19 protein-coding genes and 1 riboswitch are annotated in these 18,402 nt (G+C 35.4%); of the genes, 12 read left to right on the top strand and 7 right to left on the bottom strand.

What is annotated here, in order from left to right; all coding sequences use genetic code 11:
* Nucleotides 1-20: 20 nt before the first annotated feature.
* Nucleotides 21-503 carry a metal-dependent transcriptional regulator gene (locus CHB72_RS03925; protein ID WP_089281569.1) on the bottom strand — a complete coding sequence of 161 codons (483 nt, stop codon included), beginning with the start codon at nucleotides 501-503 and terminating at the stop codon, nucleotides 21-23.
* A 148-nt stretch (nucleotides 504-651) separates the two neighbouring features.
* On the opposite strand from CHB72_RS03925, the gene CHB72_RS03920 reads away from it, so the two are divergent.
* Both CHB72_RS03920 and feoB read left to right on the top strand, forming a co-directional pair.
* Nucleotides 652-900: a FeoA family protein gene (locus CHB72_RS03920; protein WP_089281568.1), complete on the top strand. Its 249-nt coding sequence runs from the start codon at nucleotides 652-654 to the stop codon at nucleotides 898-900.
* A gap of 12 nt (nucleotides 901-912) precedes the next feature.
* Entirely contained in the window at nucleotides 913-3,063 is a 2,151-nt protein-coding gene (gene feoB, locus CHB72_RS03915; protein ID WP_089281567.1) for a ferrous iron transport protein B, read from the top strand.
* Between the two features lie 132 nt (nucleotides 3,064-3,195).
* On the opposite strand, the gene CHB72_RS03910 is transcribed toward feoB, so the two are convergent.
* Genes CHB72_RS03910 through yedE form a run of 3 tightly spaced genes read right to left on the bottom strand, consistent with a single transcriptional unit; the run spans nucleotide 3,196 to nucleotide 4,780 of the window.
* Entirely contained in the window at nucleotides 3,196-3,480 is a 285-nt protein-coding gene (locus CHB72_RS03910) for a DUF3343 domain-containing protein (RefSeq protein ID WP_089281566.1), read from the bottom strand.
* Nucleotides 3,481-3,693, bottom strand: coding sequence for a sulfurtransferase TusA family protein (locus CHB72_RS03905; RefSeq protein ID WP_089281565.1), 213 nt, complete (start codon nucleotides 3,691-3,693; stop codon nucleotides 3,481-3,483).
* A complete protein-coding gene (gene yedE / locus CHB72_RS03900; RefSeq protein WP_089281564.1) occupies nucleotides 3,686-4,780 on the bottom strand; it encodes a YedE family putative selenium transporter in 1,095 nt (364 codons plus the stop codon). Before yedE ends, CHB72_RS03905 begins: the two co-directional genes overlap by 8 nt.
* Before the next feature lie 564 nt (nucleotides 4,781-5,344).
* Here yedE and CHB72_RS03895 point away from each other — a divergent pair.
* Nucleotides 5,345-5,959 (top strand): DNA-3-methyladenine glycosylase, encoded by a 615-nt coding sequence (locus CHB72_RS03895; RefSeq protein WP_089281563.1) that lies wholly within the window; start codon nucleotides 5,345-5,347, stop codon nucleotides 5,957-5,959.
* 229 nt (nucleotides 5,960-6,188) lie between these two features.
* Here CHB72_RS03895 and CHB72_RS03890 read toward each other — a convergent pair whose 3' ends face one another.
* Together CHB72_RS03890 and CHB72_RS03885 are read right to left on the bottom strand one after the other, a co-directional pair.
* Nucleotides 6,189-7,415, bottom strand: a complete 1,227-nt coding sequence (locus tag CHB72_RS03890; protein WP_089281562.1) for a sensor domain-containing diguanylate cyclase — start codon at nucleotides 7,413-7,415, stop codon at nucleotides 6,189-6,191.
* Nucleotides 7,416-7,493: 78 nt separating this feature from the next.
* Nucleotides 7,494-8,210: a lysophospholipid acyltransferase family protein gene (locus CHB72_RS03885; protein WP_089281561.1), complete on the bottom strand. Its 717-nt coding sequence runs from the start codon at nucleotides 8,208-8,210 to the stop codon at nucleotides 7,494-7,496.
* Between the two features lie 162 nt (nucleotides 8,211-8,372).
* Here CHB72_RS03885 and CHB72_RS03880 point away from each other — a divergent pair, with 162 nt between their 5' ends.
* The 3 genes from CHB72_RS03880 (at nucleotide 8,373) to CHB72_RS26975 (ending at nucleotide 11,261) form a co-directional block, all read left to right on the top strand.
* Complete coding sequence (locus tag CHB72_RS03880) at nucleotides 8,373-9,197, top strand: carbon-nitrogen hydrolase family protein (RefSeq protein ID WP_089281560.1); 825 nt, start codon at nucleotides 8,373-8,375, stop codon at nucleotides 9,195-9,197.
* Nucleotides 9,198-9,233: 36 nt separating this feature from the next.
* Complete coding sequence (locus CHB72_RS03875) at nucleotides 9,234-10,256, top strand: alpha-hydroxy-acid oxidizing protein (protein WP_176431179.1); 1,023 nt, start codon at nucleotides 9,234-9,236, stop codon at nucleotides 10,254-10,256.
* 99 nt (nucleotides 10,257-10,355) lie between these two features.
* Nucleotides 10,356-11,261, top strand: a complete 906-nt coding sequence (locus tag CHB72_RS26975) for a cell wall hydrolase (protein ID WP_207652491.1) — start codon at nucleotides 10,356-10,358, stop codon at nucleotides 11,259-11,261.
* A gap of 233 nt (nucleotides 11,262-11,494) precedes the next feature.
* On the opposite strand, the gene CHB72_RS03865 is transcribed toward CHB72_RS26975, so the two are convergent.
* Nucleotides 11,495-12,814 (bottom strand): bifunctional folylpolyglutamate synthase/dihydrofolate synthase, encoded by a 1,320-nt coding sequence (locus CHB72_RS03865; RefSeq protein WP_089281558.1) that lies wholly within the window; start codon nucleotides 12,812-12,814, stop codon nucleotides 11,495-11,497.
* Between the two features lie 268 nt (nucleotides 12,815-13,082).
* On the opposite strand from CHB72_RS03865, the gene CHB72_RS03860 reads away from it, so the two are divergent.
* From CHB72_RS03860 to dapD, 6 genes are all read left to right on the top strand, one after another.
* Nucleotides 13,083-13,451 carry a demethoxyubiquinone hydroxylase family protein gene (locus CHB72_RS03860; protein WP_242975027.1) on the top strand — a complete coding sequence of 123 codons (369 nt, stop codon included), beginning with the start codon at nucleotides 13,083-13,085 and terminating at the stop codon, nucleotides 13,449-13,451.
* Nucleotides 13,452-13,469: 18 nt separating this feature from the next.
* Entirely contained in the window at nucleotides 13,470-14,306 is an 837-nt protein-coding gene (locus tag CHB72_RS03855; RefSeq protein ID WP_089281557.1) for a family 1 encapsulin nanocompartment shell protein, read from the top strand.
* Nucleotides 14,307-14,528: 222 nt separating this feature from the next.
* Nucleotides 14,529-14,712, top strand: a riboswitch (Lysine riboswitch).
* 176 nt (nucleotides 14,713-14,888) lie between these two features.
* Entirely contained in the window at nucleotides 14,889-15,887 is a 999-nt protein-coding gene (locus tag CHB72_RS03850; RefSeq protein WP_089281556.1) for an aspartate-semialdehyde dehydrogenase, read from the top strand.
* 55 nt (nucleotides 15,888-15,942) lie between these two features.
* Complete coding sequence (gene dapA / locus CHB72_RS03845; protein WP_089281555.1) at nucleotides 15,943-16,815, top strand: 4-hydroxy-tetrahydrodipicolinate synthase; 873 nt, start codon at nucleotides 15,943-15,945, stop codon at nucleotides 16,813-16,815.
* 12 nt (nucleotides 16,816-16,827) lie between these two features.
* A complete protein-coding gene (gene dapB / locus CHB72_RS03840) occupies nucleotides 16,828-17,556 on the top strand; it encodes a 4-hydroxy-tetrahydrodipicolinate reductase (protein ID WP_089281554.1) in 729 nt (242 codons plus the stop codon).
* Between the two features lie 127 nt (nucleotides 17,557-17,683).
* A complete protein-coding gene (gene dapD / locus CHB72_RS03835; RefSeq protein ID WP_089281553.1) occupies nucleotides 17,684-18,397 on the top strand; it encodes a 2,3,4,5-tetrahydropyridine-2,6-dicarboxylate N-acetyltransferase in 714 nt (237 codons plus the stop codon).
* Nucleotides 18,398-18,402: the final 5 nt, after the last annotated feature.

The following is an 18,402-nucleotide window of genomic DNA, read 5'->3' as shown; positions in this document are numbered from 1 at the left end:
CATTGAAATATACTGTCAAATCACAAGTGATTGTGATTAATTTTATACTCTTTAAATTTCTCTTCTATGTCAGGATGACTCTTGAAAAATTGGTTTAATAAATCAATATACTTTAGCACATGAATATTTATTCCATGCTCTATCATTTCTGTATTGGTTAAAATCTTCTCCTCAACTCCTAAAAGCTTTAAAAATTCTAGAACAATGTTATGTCTATTGTAGAGGAAAGCACCAATTTCTTTACCTTTATCAGTTAAATGGACTATACCGTATTTTTTGTAGTCTACCAATCCAACACTCGCTAGCTTTTGCACCATTTTGGTAGCAGAGGAGACCTGTACGTTTAGTTGTTGTGCTAGTACGTTCATCCTCACATACCCCTCCTTCATAGAAGTACGGTAAATCATCTCGAGATAATCCTCCATACTATGGGTTAACAACTTTTGACCTCGTTTTTGCAATTCATAGCCTCTGACAGTATGATATTTTTCTTTATTATTCATGTAGAATCACACCTCTTTTATTATTATATTAAAATCTATACATCTTTTTACATTATATTCGTAACACATTTCATATATTTCTCATATATTGGTGGTAGGAAGATTTCTTTCCCATGAACAACATTATTCCTGTAAGGAGGTATTTTTTATGGATAAAAAACTAATTCCTTTACACCTACTGCCTATAGGTGGCTTTGGAAAGGTAAGGCAGCTGATATCAGAAGGAAATGCGAGAAGACGTATGCTGGATTTAGGACTAATCACAGACACAAAGGTGGAATCTCTAAGGAAAAGTCCTTCAGGAGATCCAATAGCTTATGAAATTAGAGGTACTGTTATTGCTCTACGATCAGAAGAAGCATCTAAAATACTAGTAGAGGCAATGATCAATGAATAGGAGGGATAAAGCGTGGGGCTTACACATCAATCAACTGGTAAACAGGTTCTTAATGAAATGTTTAATGTACAATTAGAGTCTCCAGATGAAGTAGTGATTGCTTTAGCAGGTAATCCTAATACTGGGAAAAGTACTGTATTTAACAGCTTGACAGGACTTAATCAACATACAGGAAATTGGCCAGGAAAAACTGTTACAAATGCACAGGGAAGATACAGCCATAAGGATAAAAAGTTTGTATTGGTTGACCTGCCAGGTACTTATTCTTTGTTGGCAAACTCTGTAGAAGAGGAGGTAGCGAGGGACTTTATATGCTTTGGCAAGCCACAGGCAACGATAGTGGTAACAGATGCCACCTGTTTAGAGAGAAACTTAATTTTGGTACTCCAGATATTAGAAATAACGGATAGGGTTGTCCTTTGTGTAAATTTGATGGATGAGGCCAAAAGAAAAGGAATTCAAGTGAACTTGCAAGCATTATCTAAGACTTTAGGGATTCCAGTGGTGGGAACTAATGCCAGAGATGGTGTAGGACTAGGAGAACTAAAAGATGCTATAGAAAGTGTAGCTTTAGGGGAGACTGTTGCAAAACCGATAAAACTGCAGTACAAAAAGGATATTGAAGAACTATTACAAACGGTTGAAGAAGAAGTAGATAAAGTAGTAGAGGGCAAGATTAATAGTCGGTGGGTGGCATTACAATTACTTAATGGAGATCATAGTATACGGCAGTCATTAAATACTTTTTTACAAGAACATATAGTTGATGCAAATGGTTTAGAGACTACTTTAAAAAGAATAGAAGACTTAATAAATGGAAAAAATCTACAACAACAGGAGATTCAAGATGAAATAGTAGCATCGATTGTGAAATTATCAGAAAAGGTATATGGAAAAATTGTCCTTGTTGAAAATGAAAAATATAATGAATTAGACAGAAAGATTGATAGTGTATTAACCTCTAGAATCTTTGGAATTCCTATTATGATAACATTATTAGGTGTAGTCTTTTGGCTTACGATACAAGGGGCCAATTATCCTTCGGAAGCTTTAGCTACTCTGTTTTTTACAATAGAAGGGCATTTAAGTAACTTTTTCTTAAACACGCAACTGCCTGAATGGGTTCATGGAATTTTAGTTCTTGGAGTTTATAGAACCTTAGCGTGGGTTGTATCAGTAATGCTACCTCCTATGGCAATTTTCTTCCCGTTATTTACCTTGCTGGAGGATTTAGGCTATTTACCTCGTGTAGCATTTAATTTAGATAATTTCTTTAAAAAGGCTTGCGCTCATGGCAAGCAGGCATTAACCATGTGTATGGGGTTTGGCTGTAACGCAGCAGGAATCATCGCCTGTAGAATTATTGACTCCCCTAGGGAAAGGCTAATAGCCATCATTACCAATAACTTTGTGCCATGTAATGGGAGATTTCCTATCTTGATATCTATGGCACTAATATTTATAGGGGGAGCAGCAGCAGGCATTACACAATCTATTGTTGCAACCATGATGGTACTGGGAGTAATTGTGTTAGGTGTTATTATGACATTAGTTACATCAAAGATATTATCCAAAACGGTCTTGAAGGGATTACCCTCCTCCTTTACATTGGAATTACCTCCCTATAGAAAACCGCAGATAGGAAGAATTATAGTTCGTTCTATACTAGATAGAACCTTATTTGTATTAGGTAGAGCGGTGATGGTGGCGGCTCCTGCAGGTGTAATCATTTGGATTATGGCAAATATAATGATTGGAGATGTAAGCATATTGGACCATGGTGCAGCATTGCTAGATCCCTTTGCTCAATTAATTGGCATGGATGGTTATATTGTTATGGCTTTCATTCTAGGGTTACCTGCTAATGAAATTGTCATTCCAATTATTGTTATGAGTTATATGTCAACAGGTGCTATGTTAGAGCTAGATAGCATAGAGGCTTTGAGAGAATTGCTGTTAACTAATGGATGGACCTGGTTAACAGTAGTATCGGTTATGATTTTTACACTAATGCATTTTCCATGTGGAACCACGCTTTTAACCATTAGGAGAGAAACTCAGAGCAAAAAATGGACCTTCGCTTCCTTTATGATTCCAACAGTAGCGGGAATTGTGGTTTGTTTCATTGTAGCTCAAACTGTAAGATTACTGGGATTGGTATAAAAAAACTTATGGCATAAAAACCTCTCTACGTTCTTCATTCCAAACTAGAGAGGTTTTAAATCGTGAAAGTGGCTTTACAGCATCTTAAAAGTATAGGAAAATGTAGAATCTTTCCTATACTTTTAGAGATAATTACTTATTCATGCTTATTAGCTTTGTAAACCAGTTGTTTTTGCTATCTTTTTCGATTTGATGAACATCATCAAATTCGATATGGTACTCCTTACAAAGCAATAAAATTTTTTCCTTTTCTTCACAGGGGAACTCCGCAGCTATACCACAGCTAGAACTAACCTGTCTTGGAACAGGCATTAATTTTACAGGCACGTTCCTTTCCTTTAATACTTTTTCAGTATTTAAGGCGTAATGGGTAGTATGAAAGGTTAGGACACAATAATAATTCTTCAAAACAATCACCTATTTCTTTATAAACAGAGAATACTCCTCATCTGTTTCTGATACTTCTACAAGAAAACCCTGATTTCCTGCAAAGCGCTTGATGTTTTCTACAGCGACCATTGTGTCTACTAATACCTGTATGGTTCCTCCTGAATAGGTTTCAATAGCTTTTCGTGTCATTACAACCGGTTCGGGACAAGATCTGCCTCTTGCATCAACAATATTAGACATTGGCGCCAACACCTCCTTTAGCTTTTATTTCAGCTGTAGCTTTTAGGACCCCGTAACCAATAGATAAAACGATAACTAAACCAATAACAACAGCTACTTTGCCATTCAGTCCAACCCCTTGAGGACTGGCTGCTAAACCAAAGTTATGGGCAAAGGCAGCACCTGCCATTAAACCGAAAATAGTTACAGTTGCATCGGTATCTCCTTCACCAGCTAAGATGGATTGTCTTAATGGGCATCCTCCCAATAATACTGCTGCAATACCAGCTAACGCCATTCCAAGAAAGTTCCAGAGATGATCATTGTGGGCAATGGGTTGACCCTCAAAGCCTATTTTAAAGGTTTCAAAATTGAAAATAAGATTTCCCAATAGTGCAAATATGAATATACCAATAAGTCCCCAAAGATAATGAAAATCTTTAATGAGCATAATATCTCTGATACCACCAGCTGTGCAAAGTCTAGTTCTTTGCAGCACAGCACCAACGGCTAATCCAGCTCCTAATGCTAAAACAACTGGTGCTGCCATAGAACCTGGGCCACTTTCGCTAAAGAAGATAAAAGCTGGTGCAGTTAATAATAAGATTAAAAGTGCTATTGCCACGAAAGGCATGGTATAACCAGAAACAGCAGCTTGTTTTGTGCTTTTTCCTAAGGTAAAGCCTTGCTTTAAGAATTGGATCCCTATCCAAATACCAGCTACATAGCCAAACAAACCCACAAGGGCATTGAGGTCACCATTAGCAAGACGCAAGATCATTCTTAAAGGACAACCTAGAAAAACTAAGGCACCAACCATTAAGAAAAATCCTAATATAAAGCGAAGTAATGGTGAAGATCCACCTCTAGATTTAAACTCTCCCTTAGCCTTTGCCATACCAAAGGAACCTAAGATAAAACCAGGAATTTCAGGTCTCAAATACTGTACCACAGCAGCCCTATGTAATCCTAATCCACCCGCGATATCCCTGAAAAAACATGCTACGCATATCCCCATGTTCACAGGGTTCCCAAATTTCACAAGAAGTGCTGCTAAAACTCCGATTAATCCACCGGATGCAACGATTTTAACTTTATCATCCTTCATGTTTCTACTACCTCCTATTTGAAATATATTCCAATTTAATTATAATAAGATAATTATATATTTAACAATTAAATTATTTAATGATACTTCAAGGTATAATAGAAAAATTCTATAGATATGATTATCTTATTATGTATATCATTGAACTAGAAACCGTATAAATTTAGGGCTTTCCTTTATAGATAAACCGCTATCTATAGATATAGGCCTTAGTGTATTAAGATATATAAGCATATATCTGTAGTAAAAACCCAAAAAGGAGGAATTGTATATAGTCATAAGTAAATGCAGTAATTTATCAAAGGACTTCGACGGAAAATGAAGGTGAATTTGTTGAAGAATAGCTGACAATAGTATAGGACAAACCCTACTGTTTCATACTATAATAAATAGGAGGTGATACTGTGACAAAGGCAATTGGCAAAAATAAACGTGAAGAAAATAGATCTGGTAAAATAGGAAAGGATATGCATCAAATTGATACAAAGGGAGCCACGGGGACAAAAAAAGCAAATAAATGATATAATCATAGAGGGAATATTTTTTGACGGGGGAGGCAAAGGAATGAAAAAGCTATCTAGAGATTTTTATGATAGAGATACATTAGAAGTTTCTAAAGATTTGCTGGGAAAATATCTAATTCATCATACAGACGGTGAAAGATTAGTTGCGAAAATTGTTGAGGTGGAAGCTTATATTGGGGATATAGATAAGGCTTGTCATGCCTATAATAATAGAGTCACCAATAGAACAAAAGTCTTGTATGGGTCTCCAGGGATAGCTTATGTCTATTTAATTTATGGTATGTACTATTGCTTCAATGTTGTTACAGAGAAAAATGGTAAGGCAGCAGCTGTATTGGTTAGAGCTATTGAGCCAATGGAAGGTATAGAAAAAATGGTGGGAAATAGATATGGGAAAAAGCTAGAAGAAATATCGAAAAAGCAGATTATTAACCTAACAGATGGACCGGGTAAGCTCTGTATTGCTATGGGGATTACAAAGGATCATAATGAAATGGATCTCTGTGGAGAAAAGCTATATATCGCTGAAGCTGAAGAAAAGATAAAGCATCCAATAGTCACCACAACCCGCATCAATATTGATTATGCTGAGGAAGCCATAGATTTTCCCTGGAGATACTATATTAAAGACAACCCCTATGTATCAAAAAAATAATCCATTGATTTATGGGGAATGGATCATTTTTTGTGAAACTTATATTTCTCCTTCGCCACATCCTGAAAGTAAATTCGGCTATAATTCAGAGGGAGCAAAACCTCTCTCTAGATAAACAAACTAAGTGACCAACACGAAAGTGACAAACCAAACTTTCGGTTGCCTACTTATAGATAAACAAACTAAGTGATCAACACGAAAGTTGAAAACCTAACTTCCGGTTGCCTACTTATGAATTAAGTCTCATTTTGTCTTTATGAAGATACATTCTGTCATCTGCAACCTTTAACAGTGTTTTCATATCGCCTCCATCGGAAGGAAAATGAGCTATACCATAGCTAAATTGTATAGATATACACATATTGTGAACACATAAAGGTTTTTCTAAAAAGTACTTATTAAGGTTATCAGTGATACGCTTAACATCGTCATGATCTGCATATAGATAAACTGCTACAAATTCATCGCCACCAAAACGGGCAAAAATATCGGTTTTTCTAGCGTTCATTTTAAGGCCTTCTGCGAACCGTTGGATAAGCTGGTCTCCTATCTGATGTCCAAAGGTATCGTTAGTCATTTTTAAATTATTTAAATCAAACATAACTAGGGAAAAAGATTCATTGTATCTCTCTGCCCTATTAAATGTGGACTCAAATAATTCTTCGAAATGATAGCGGTTGTAGATGTCTGTTAAATTGTCATGCCTTAACAAATACAGCATTTTCTCTAGTAGTTCATGATTTTTGATAACAGTACTTATTTGATTTGCAAAGTATTCTATAAAGGATATATCTATATCAGTAAAGCCATCGCATTTATCACTGTCTACATTGATCATGCCGTAAAATTTGTTATCTACTTTGATAGGAGCACTTATTGCTGCTTTCGTGATAAACGCATCTGCATTATGCAATTTCTCATAAGTTTCTTTATTTAAGTTCTTCTTGTCGAATTCCTCTACATTTCTTATGATACAAGCTTTTGTGGTATCACCATCATTATATTTGTATAGAAAACAATCTTCTAATTTTAGGTTTACCTTTCTAAACTTCTCAAAATCATATCCTACCATAGCTTTATATTTTAATTCATTATGATCATTTAATATCAACAGACTACCCATTTTTGCATCATCTATGCATTTTACAGCCTTTTCAAGAATCAACTGGAAAAGCTGTTGTGTATTTTCAATGGTTAGAACAGAATTGCTGATTTCATTAACGCTTTCTAAAATCTCTTTAGTTTTTGCATGATTCATATTTTGTATTCTTATGCTTAATGTTAAGTAACGATAGGTGCCGTAGCATATGCTTAATGTTACCAGTGTCATAAAAGAAATAATAAGAAGGCCATGTTCAAGCTTAAAGGAGGCTGACAAAAGAAAAACATATACAGCCAACATAATGAGGTATATAAATAGTGTACAGAAAATAAAAATAGAAATATTTCTTTTCATAAAAGCACCTCATAATTCACAAATGGATTTTCAAAGTAAGTTCAAGTGCTTATTATAATAACAGGTATAACTCTTTTGCTATAAATGACTTTGTATAACCTGAAAAACTTTAGTTGTTAAGTCACCAGAGTTGTCATTAGATACATCATTGACATCAATAGCAGGAGAAATGGTGATCCTTACATGAGCAGGTTTTAGATCCCGATCGTTATTTGCTTCTAATATTTTATAAGTATTTTCAATAGTTATCGGAATAATTGGAACATTTGCCCTTTGAGCAGGTTTTAAACTACCAGGTTTAAATGCACCTAATTCACTACTTTTACTTCTTGTGCCTTCAGGAAAAATTACGATGGACTGACCTGACTTTAATGTTTCCGTAGTAGCCTTAATGGCAGTTAAGGACTGACGTATGTCATTTCTATCAATAAACACGCCTTCAAGACAGAGAAGCCATTTCCCTATAACAGGCCATTTTTTGATTTCTATTTTAGCCAAAAATCCAAGAGGGTTTGGAAGATATTGTAACAAGATAGGTATATCAAAGTAACCTTGATGATTACTTACAAACAATACAGACCCTTCTTGAGGGATGTTTTCTAAACCAATTACTTCTACCGTACTTCCAGTAGCACCAATTAATATTTGCCCCCAACGTTTACTAATTTCGTCAGTATATTTTCTCTTTTCCTGGATAGCTCCTGCTTTATCTAAACGGTTAACCTTTGGTATCGCAACGACATAAACATATACACCATAAAGTATAAAATATATTATTCCTAACACTTTTCTCATAACTATTCCCTCCAATACAATAGGTTAGATGCTATTATACTATCATAAAATAATAGCTAATTAAAGAAAAGATTTTGCTTTTAGTTCTTTTAATGTTAAACAGGAAATATTTAATTTATGAAGAATAATATACTAAACTGTTTTCATGGAGGAGTGAAAAGAATGAAGAAGTTCAAAATAGCAGTGTGTCAAATACTTGTTACAGAAGACAAAGGAAGAAACTTAAAAAAGGCGGAAGCGATGATACGTGAAGCTAAATCCCAAGGAGGAGAAGTGATTGTTTTACCTGAGATATTTAATTCTCCATATAATAATGATTGTATGACTCAGATGGCGGAAGATTATCCAGGAGAATCAACAAACCTGCTTTCTAGTCTAGCTAAGGACTTGCAAGTGTATATTATAGGAGGATCAATACCGGAAAAAACAAAGGATAAGATTTATAATACTTCTTTTATCTTCAATAGAGAAGGAGAACTAATTGGTAGTCATCGGAAAATGCATTTGTTTGACATTGACGTTAAAGGGAAAATAACCTTTAAGGAATCAGATATTGTCGACTATGGTCAGCAAGTAACGGTGGTAGACACGGAGTATTGTAAAATCGGTGTTGCTATATGCTATGACATGAGATTCCCAGAGCTTATGCGATTAATGGCATTAAAAGGAGCTGAAGTAATTGTGGTGCCAGCTGCCTTTAATACTACAACAGGGCCTGCCCACTGGCATGAAACCATTAAAGTTAGAGCTATAGACAATCAAGTGTATTTTGTTGCGGCTTCACCTGCTAGAAATATGGAATCCAGCTATCATGCTTATGGATTTTCAACAATTATGAGTCCATGGGGAGAGGTGGTAGCCACTACGGAGGAAAAAGAGGACATCATTTATGGGGAAGTTGATTTAGACTATGTTGCAAAAGTAAGACAAGAGCTTCCTTTACTGAAACATAGAAGAACAGATATCTATTCTTTGGAAGAACAATAAAATATAGACAAATTTTGTAAGAATGGAGAGATGAAAATGAATTACACTGATGTTTTGAACAACGCAAGAGAAATTTTTGCAAAAAAATGCAGGGTATGTAAGGAATGTAATGGAATCGCCTGTAAAGGAGAGGTACCAGGGGTAGGGGGAAAGGGTACGGGAGCAGGTTTTATTCGCAATCGAGAAAAAATAAATGAAGTAAAAATCCACTTAGATACCATTGTACCAACAAAGGAGATAGATACTTCTATCGGTCTATTTGGTAAAACTCTCAAGTTTCCTATTTTGGCGGCTCCTATTGGAGGGTTAGATATGAATTATAACGACTATTTAAATGACCTAACCTACTCTCAAGCTATTATCGAAGGATGTATTAACGCTGGAGTTTTAGGCTGTACTGGAGATGGTGTAAAGGATGAATATTATGATGTTCCATTAGGAGTTATTGGTGATAATGAAGGGATGGGTATACCTACAATCAAGCCCTGGAAAAACGAAGAAATTATTAAAAAAATTAAAAAGGCTGAAGAAAAAGGAGCTCCTGCAGTTGCTATTGACATCGATGCAGCAGGATTAGTTGTATTAGCTATGCTTGGTAAACCTGTTGCAACAAAGTCTGTAGAAGAATTGAAGGAAATTACCTCCTCCACAAAGCTTCCGGTAATCTTAAAGGGAATTATGACGACTGGAGGCGTAGTGAAAGCCCTAGAATCGGGGGCTCATGGAATCGTGGTATCAAACCATGGTGGAAGAGTTCTAGATCATACTTTAAGTACAATAGAAGTGTTACCGGAGATCGTGAAAGCAGCGGGAGGAAAGTTAAAGATCTTTATTGACGGCGGTTTTAGAGATGGAATTGATGTATTTAAGGCATTGGCTATGGGAGCAGATGCAGTATTAATTGGAAGGCCTTATGCAATAGCTGCCTATGGTGGGGGACGAGAAGGGGTAGAGATTTATACCCAAAAAGTAGGACAGGAGTTAAAGGAAACCATGATTATGGCAGGATGTCATCAATTACAAGATATTGGTAAACAGCATGTAAGCCATAGCTTTTAAGGGGCTTCCCCCTTACCAAATCTTACAATCCCTTAAAACATATACACCCTATCTTACTTATGCTAAAATTTTAGGATGACATAAGAAAGGTTGGTGTATATGAAGATTCAATCGAGAAAAATAACTACTGGCTTGTTAGTCTTAGCCTTTATGGTCATGATAGTAGCTTCAATTCAGATAGCAAGTGCTCCTAATACAGATATAGAAGGAATCGTTACTGGAATTGAAGAGGATCTAACAGATCATGAAGAAATAGCTGAAGAGGAAGCAACTGAGGAAGAAATAGAGAAGGAAGAAAAATACTTAAGGGAGAAAGTGCAGGAGAATGCTTTATTGTCTACCTCAGATGACTCTGAGACAGAAAAGAGCATAGTCACTGGAGCTAATAAAAACAATAATGCTGTACCTATAGTAGATATGTCTCCAATCACTGGGGAACGTTATACTGTAAAAAATGGAGATACTTTGTTTCTGATCGCTCAAAGGGCCAATACTACCATTAACGAATTAATAAGTATGAACAGCTTAAAAAATGATATGATTCAAGTTGGACAAGTAATTCAAACGAAAAAAGCATCTCAAGTTTCAAATATAGCATCATCAGATACTAATCAGAGTGTTTCAAGAGGGAGTCAAAGAGATGATGATATCTATTGGCTAAGTCGAATTATTCATGCAGAAGCACAAGGGGAATCATATCAAGGAAAGATAGCTGTAGGGAATGTTATTTTAAACAGAGTACGTAGTGGTAATTTCCCTAACTCTATTTATGGGGTTGTCTTTGATAAGCAGAATGGATACACTCAATTTTCACCAGTAATAGATGGAACTATTTATAACACTCCTGGAAAGGATAGTGTACAGGCAGCTACGGAAGTGTTAAATGGGGCTAGACCTGTAGGAGAAGCCTTGTACTTTCTAAACCCTAGAAAAGCTACAAATTTTTGGATTGTTGCTAACAGGAAATATATGCAAACAATTGGAGATCATGATTTTTATTATTAAGCTAAAAACGCGAAGACTTTTCTTCGCGTTTTTACTATATCCTAATCTTATTAGCAAAAGCCACTGATCAGTAGCTTTAGATTGTTGAAAAACCTCCATCTTCTTCGTTGCTTTGAAAACCCAGCCCCCTTACGTATTTACCCGATGGCTAACAACTCTATTTATGTATACGCTTCGGTCGCTGGGTTTTCTTGCGTCTTGAATCTGAAGGCTTTTGAACAGTCTGTATTTTTTTAACTAGCTTCTTTTTCGTTATTCAGATAGTTCAATAAAATCGTTTTCACATCACCAATGAGATAGAGGGAACCAGTAAATATAGTTATTTCATCTATGGCAGTATTATGAAGTCCGTAGAGTACGGCTTCCTCTAAAGAAGGGATAATGGAAGTTTCCTTACCAAACAATCGACTATTGTTGTATAATTCTTCAGGTTCCATAGCTCTTGTACTATTGGGGCTGGTAAAAACTACTTTACTACATAAGGGAATTAAGGTATTTAATACACCTTCGACATCCTTATCCCTCAACATGCCAATAACCATATTTATTTTTTTATTACCAAAATATTCTTCGATTGCTTCTTTTAAAACTTCAGAACCCTGTAAATTATGGGCACCGTCGATAAATATATAAGGATTTTGAAGAAGTAATTCGAGGCGACCGGCCCAAAAGTTATTATAAAGTCCTCGATAAATATTTTCATCGGAGATTGATATAAGATCATTTTCTCTTAAAGCCAGCAATGTTAGAACAGCTAATGCAGCATTATTGACTTGATGCTTGCCTAACATTTTTATTTTAAGATTTTCATAATTTCCTAAGTAAGTATTTAAGTGAAATATTTGTTCTTTTATATCAGTTTGGATTAACTCTATGTCTTTCGCTTGAAGAGAATAAATCTTAGCATTTTTTTCTAAAGCGACCTCTTGAATGACTGTTTCAACATCAGCTTCTTGCCAATGATAAACTACCATACCTTTTGATTTGATAATTCCTGCCTTATGATAGGCAATTTTTGTAACATCATTACCTAGTACATCAATGTGATCTATGCCAATAGGCGTGATAACAGATGTTAGTGAAGTTTTAATAATATTGGTGGCATCATTTAAGCCGCCTAATCCTACTTCTAGAATCACATAGTCTACCTTTTCTTGTGCATAATAAACAAAGGCCATTAAAGTCATTATGTCGAATAGTGCAGGTGGATTAAGTCCTTTTTCGATTAAGGGCAATATTTTCTCTGAAATAATTTCAGCTATTGAAGCAAAATCCTCTTGAGAAATATTGATGCCATTAATTCTTATCCTGTCTGTATGGCACTGTAGGTGTGGCGAGGTAAAAAGCCCAACCTTATATCCTTCAGCAGTTAACATACTGTGAAGAAACGAAGAGGTGGATCCTTTGCCGTTTGTTCCAGCAACGTGAATAAATTTCAAATGTTCGTGGGGGTTCCCTAAAAGCTGTAGGATTTCTCCTATACTTTCTAGGTCTAATTTTGTACCATACGCATGATTTTTTTCAATAAACTGAATGGCCTCCCAGAAGTTCAACTAACACTCCTCCTAATCATTAATAATTCTTTTTATTATCTAATAATAGATTCATTATACAATCAAAAAACCTCCTATACAATAGGGAAAAATGCAGAAAAAAATGGTTAAAAAAAATAATTTTTCGACAAGGAAAAAACTAGAGAAATAAAGGATTTATACATATTTTTATAGAAGGTAAAATATATAAAAAGTGAGATATTGTGTTTTTTTTGGGTAAACTTAGGTTAGATAAATATTTACAATAATTATAAGGAGGTTTTATGTCATGCCAAATTTTGCTAATCCTTTTAGTGGAAATGTACCAAGAAAAATATCTAAGGAGGAGCTAATACAAGCTGTAAGGCTAGATATTGCTGGGGAGTTAGAGGCTATCTTTGTATACGATGCTCATGTCCAAGCGACAGACGATCCCAGAGCAAAAAAGATATTAGGGGATATTAGGGATGAAGAAAAGGCTCATGTAGGAGAATTGATGGAGCTGCTAAGAATTCTAGATCCAAAGGAAGGAGAATTTTTTGAAGAGGGTGTAGAGGAAGTAAAGGAATTAATGGAGGAATTAGCAGCGGAGGAAGGACAGATTCCTGAAGAAAAAAAAGATCATTTAAGAAAAACTGTAGGTAGTTTGTTAGAATAATAAAAGGGAGGGAAAAATATGGATTATTTACTTAGGGACGATGCTCCATTTAATCAGGAGGCGTGGAAAAAAATTGATGAGCAAGTGGTAAAGGTTGCTTCACAACAATTAATTGGCAGAAAAATATTGCATATGTATGGACCATTAGGAGCAGGCGTTCAAACGATTCATTTAGACACTTTAAATTTTGAGGAAAAGGGAGAAATTGATTTATTTGGTGATAGTGAAGTTTGTGAAATAGCTGCTGAAAAGAGAAAATTTGTTGCCATTCCTATGATCTATAAAGATCTTTCTATTTCATGGAGAGACGTAGAAACCAGTAAACAAATGGGACTGCCTTTAGATTTATCACCTGTAGCTGCAGCTGCGGCAGCATGCGCAAAAAAGGAAGACAGTTTAATATTTAACGGTAGTCCAGAGTTTGATTCTCCAGGGCTTTTAAATATAAAAGGAAGACAGATTGTCAAAAAACAAGACTGGTCTAAAGAAGATCATCCTTTTAACGATGTGGCAAAGGGAATAGAAAAGCTTATTGAAAAAGGAATTTATGGACCCTATGCACTGGTAACCAGTGCTGACTTGTATACTCAAATGCAGAGACTGCAGGAAGGAACTGGTGTATTAGAAATATCAAGGGTAAAGGAACTTATCGATGGAAAGGTGTATGTATCACCTGTTATTCCCCAAAATAAAGCTCTGCTGGTTGCTATAGCACCTCATAATATGGATTTAGTTGTAGGGCAAGATATGGTAACTGCATATGTTGGACCAGAACAGCTAAATCATAAAATGAGAGTATTAGAAACTGTTTTACTAAGAATTAAGCGACCAGATTCTATTGTTACTTTTGAGTAAAATGAGAACTAAAAAAACTAACCCTAAATTCTCAGGGTTAGTTTCATTTTTATAAAGAATTTCATACTATAGATAGAAAGTATAAAAGTTTACAAAGGATAAAATTAAAGTTGACAGAATCATCGAAAGTATGATACACTACCTACAATGTTAGTAAATGGATGTTTTATAGCATTGTTATTAATTTATTGGCCAGAACTAATATTGTAATTAAATATAGAATTAATAAATAGAGGTGCACTGAAGAAGAGTATATAGCAGGTGTTAAGAGGGAAACCCTCAATACTGGTATAAAAAGGCTGACGTGCCGAAGTTGTTGAACAGTTGTCGGTTGAACAGCTGGTGGTTTAGTGAATAACTAAATCACTGTCATGGGCAAACTAATCCATGGAGCGCTATTTGTTAATTGCAATGATTTTAGATAAGTAAACGGCTTATTTAATTTATTTTTGTGTAGGCTGTTCACATGTCTATATTACTATTGCATTAACAAACTCCTAGGATACTCCTAGGAGATTTTTAATATCTTCAGAAGATGATAATAATTAACTAAATAACAAGTTTATGGAAGGGGAATGAAGAATGGGATTATCAATTGGTGTAGTAGGAGCAACAGGTGCCGTAGGACGTAAAATGGTGGAAATTTTAAAGGAGAGAAATATACCTGTAGATTCATTAAGAGCATTTGCATCTGAAAGATCAGCAGGAGAAAAATTTGATTTCAACGGTAAGGAAATCACAGTGGAATTGCTAACGGAAGAAGTAATGAAGGAAAAATTCGATTATCTTTTATTTTCAGCAGGTGGAGGTGTATCAGAAAAATTCGCACCAATAGCAGCGGAAGCAGGAAATATCGTTGTAGATAATTCTTCCCAATGGAGAATGACAGAGGGTATTCCTTTGGTAGTACCAGAAGTCAATGCCCATGCGTTAGAGGGATACAAAGGAATTATTGCAAACCCCAACTGTTCAACAATTCAAATGATGGTGGCTTTAGCGCCACTACATAAACGATATGGCATAAATAAAATCGTTGTATCCACTTATCAGGCAGTATCAGGAAGTGGTCATAAGGCAATTGTGGAGTTAGAAGGTCAAATGAAGGATGAAAGTTATCCTAACAAAGTGTATCCAAGGCGAATTGCTGCCAATTGCATTCCACACATTGACGTATTTAATGATAATGGATTTACTAAAGAAGAATTAAAAATGGTGTATGAAACCCATAAAATATTAGAAGACAGCAATATTGAAGTAAATGCTACTACAGTAAGAATTCCAGTGTTCTATGGACATAGTGAGTCTATCTACCTTGAATTTAAAGAAGAACCAGATGTGAAGGAAGTGAAAGAAATACTTGCAAATGCACCAGGTGTTGTTGTAGTAGATAACCCAGAACAAAATGAATATCCAACTCCACTAGAAGTTGCTAATACAGATGACACTTATGTGGGAAGAATAAGAAAAGACCTATTCAATGCAAAAGCATTATCATTATGGGTAGTAGCTGATAATTTAAGAAAAGGCGCAGCAACCAATGCAGTTCAAATTGTAGAAGCAATGGAAAACATGAACAAGTAGAACAATTTTAGATATTATTATCTTTGCTCAGCATAATAAAAAAGGAGGCAAAATTATGTTTAATGGTTCAGGTGTTGCTATTATTACCCCTTTCAAAGGCGGCAAGGTAGACCTAGAGGCCTTTGGAAAATTAATTGATTTTCAATTGGAAAATGACACACAAGCTTTAGTAGTACTAGGTACCACTGGAGAAGCATCAACACAAAATTATGAAGAAAGAGAAGCAGTAATCAAAACTGCAGTTGCAAAGGCAAATAAGAAAGTTCCAGTTATTATTGGAACTGGTTCAAATGATACAGAAGCAGCAATAAAGTACACGAAACAAGCAGAAACACTTGGAGCTGATGGTGTATTACTAGTGACACCTTACTACAACAAATGTACACAAAAAGGATTAATTCAACACTACACGAAAATAGCAAAGTCTACTTCCTTACCAGCAATTTTATATAATGTTCCTGGCAGAACAGGAGTAAACATTGACCCACAAACTGTTGCTGAATTAGCAAAGGTAGACAATATCATTGGAATCAAAGAAGCTAGTGGTAATATGACACAGATATTAGAAATAAAAAGACTAGTATCAGAAGAGTTTAAGATTTGGTCTGGTAATGATGATAACATTTTACCAATCTATTCTTGTGGAGGTCATGGAGTAATATCCGTACTAGCTAACGTAGTACCAAAGGAAACACAGGCTATGTGCAAAGCATTTGAAACAGGAGATGTGAAGGAAGCTATTAGACTTCAGGTGGCTTATAAGAAATTTATCAGTTTATTATTTGTAGAAGTAAATCCTATCCCTACAAAGGCTGCTTTAAGTGTAATGGGCTATATTGATAATGAATTAAGACTTCCTTTGACAACGATGGAGGAAGTGAATATGAATAAGTTAGTGGACGAGATGAAACGGTTACTAATCGTATAAGGAGAGGGTTCGATGAATTTAGCAATTTGGGGTATAGATGGAAAAATGGGACAAATGATTGTTGACATAGCAAAGGATAATGACTATTGGACTTCAATAGAGGGAGTGAGTGAAAATATACCGGTAAGTGAGTTATCAAAGAAACCAGACATTGTTATAGACTTTTCCCATCCCACTGCAATAAATGAGGTGGTAGCTTATTGCAGAGAAAACAGTATACCTCTAGTAATTGGGACTACAGGGTTTACAGAAGAAGGGCTTAAGCTGATTGAAGATGCATCCTTGAAAATTCCAATTTTAAAAGCAACAAATATGTCAATAGGAATGAATATATTATTTTCATTGGTAGAGCAAGCAGCAAGAATACTAAAAAACAGATGTACTCTGGACATTGAAGTGATAGAGTCACATCATAATAGAAAAAAGGATGCCCCCTCAGGAAGCGCTAAAACGATTGTAGCATCAATAGAAAAGGGTTTAGGAGAAGAAAGAAAGCATGTCTTTGGCAGGTCAGGGCAGTGTCCTAGAGAAAAAGGAGAAATTGGCGTACACGCAATTCGTGGTGGAAACATCGTAGGAGTGCATGAAGTAGATTTTATTGGTGAAATGGAAACCATTAAAATAACCCACGAAGCCTATGATCGTTCTATTTATGCTCGAGGTGCGCTGCAGGCAGCCAAATTTTTGATTGATAAACCAAGTGGTATGTATAATATCAAGGATGTTTTAAATATACAATAAGTTAAAAATACTAACTGCCTTTTTTCTAAAGGCAGTTAGATATTCCATCCTGCCAAATAGATTGTAAGATTTATTGCTTAAAGGATGCTTAGGATAACAATAACAATAAACAGGAGGAAGAAAAGTTATGGATGCAAGAGAAATTATTCAATATATTAAGGATAGTGAGAAAAAAACACCAGTAAAGGTATATTTAAAAGGACAGCTGGATCAAATAGAATGGAACAAATGGCAAGTGAAGGACTTTATTACTGGTAATACAGGAGTTATTTTTGGAGAATGGAAGGAAATTTCAGTATTATTATCAGAATGTAAAGACAAAATTGAAGATTTTATTTTGGAAAATGACAGAAGGAATTCAGCGATTCCCCTATTAGATATGAAGGACATTCCTGCTAGAATTGAGCCAGGCGCGATTATTCGTGAAAAGGTAGAAATTCATAAAAATGCTGTTATTATGATGGGAGCAGTGATAAATATTGGTGCCATCATTGGTGAAGGAACCATGATTGATATGAATGTAGTCGTTGGAGGCAGAGGAATTATTGGTAAAAATTGCCATATTGGTGCCGGCACAGTAGTAGCAGGAGTAGTTGAACCGCCATCAGCAACACCAGTTATCATCGAAGATGATGTTGTTATAGGAGCCAATGCTGTTATATTAGAAGGCGTTAAGGTTGGCAAGGGTTCTGTTGTTGCAGCGGGAGCTGTTGTTACCCAAGATGTACCTGAAAATGTAGTAGTGGCAGGTACACCAGCTAAAGTAATCAAAGAAATTGATGATAAAACAAAATCAAAAACTGAAATAGTCCAAGAACTTCGAGACTTAATGGGGGCGTAAGAATA

It is taken from the genome of Anaerovirgula multivorans, from assembly GCF_900188145.1.
Taxonomy (GTDB): domain Bacteria; phylum Bacillota; class Clostridia; order Peptostreptococcales; family Natronincolaceae; genus Anaerovirgula; species Anaerovirgula multivorans.
Note: the sequence above shows the minus strand (reverse complement) of the source record. Positions and strands in the feature narration are given on the sequence as shown.

Bases quoted from the DNA above. Each gene is read 5' to 3' on its own strand.
- CHB72_RS03925 (WP_089281569.1), bottom strand. From the start codon at position 503: ATGAATAATAAAGAAAAATATCATACTGTCAGAGGCTATGAATTGCAA.
- CHB72_RS03920 (WP_089281568.1), top strand. From the start codon at position 652: ATGGATAAAAAACTAATTCCTTTACACCTACTGCCTATAGGTGGCTTT.
- CHB72_RS03905 (WP_089281565.1), bottom strand. From the start codon at position 3,693: ATGTCTAATATTGTTGATGCAAGAGGCAGATCTTGTCCCGAACCGGTT.
- yedE (WP_089281564.1), bottom strand. From the start codon at position 4,780: ATGAAGGATGATAAAGTTAAAATCGTTGCATCCGGTGGATTAATCGGA.
- CHB72_RS03895 (WP_089281563.1), top strand. From the start codon at position 5,345: ATGAAAAAGCTATCTAGAGATTTTTATGATAGAGATACATTAGAAGTT.
- CHB72_RS03890 (WP_089281562.1), bottom strand. From the start codon at position 7,415: ATGAAAAGAAATATTTCTATTTTTATTTTCTGTACACTATTTATATAC.
- CHB72_RS03885 (WP_089281561.1), bottom strand. From the start codon at position 8,210: ATGAGAAAAGTGTTAGGAATAATATATTTTATACTTTATGGTGTATAT.
- CHB72_RS03880 (WP_089281560.1), top strand. From the start codon at position 8,373: ATGAAGAAGTTCAAAATAGCAGTGTGTCAAATACTTGTTACAGAAGAC.
- CHB72_RS03875 (WP_176431179.1), top strand. From the start codon at position 9,234: ATGAATTACACTGATGTTTTGAACAACGCAAGAGAAATTTTTGCAAAA.
- CHB72_RS26975 (WP_207652491.1), top strand. From the start codon at position 10,356: ATGAAGATTCAATCGAGAAAAATAACTACTGGCTTGTTAGTCTTAGCC.
- CHB72_RS03860 (WP_242975027.1), top strand. From the start codon at position 13,083: ATGCCAAATTTTGCTAATCCTTTTAGTGGAAATGTACCAAGAAAAATA.
- CHB72_RS03855 (WP_089281557.1), top strand. From the start codon at position 13,470: ATGGATTATTTACTTAGGGACGATGCTCCATTTAATCAGGAGGCGTGG.
- CHB72_RS03850 (WP_089281556.1), top strand. From the start codon at position 14,889: ATGGGATTATCAATTGGTGTAGTAGGAGCAACAGGTGCCGTAGGACGT.
- dapA (WP_089281555.1), top strand. From the start codon at position 15,943: ATGTTTAATGGTTCAGGTGTTGCTATTATTACCCCTTTCAAAGGCGGC.
- dapB (WP_089281554.1), top strand. From the start codon at position 16,828: ATGAATTTAGCAATTTGGGGTATAGATGGAAAAATGGGACAAATGATT.
- dapD (WP_089281553.1), top strand. From the start codon at position 17,684: ATGGATGCAAGAGAAATTATTCAATATATTAAGGATAGTGAGAAAAAA.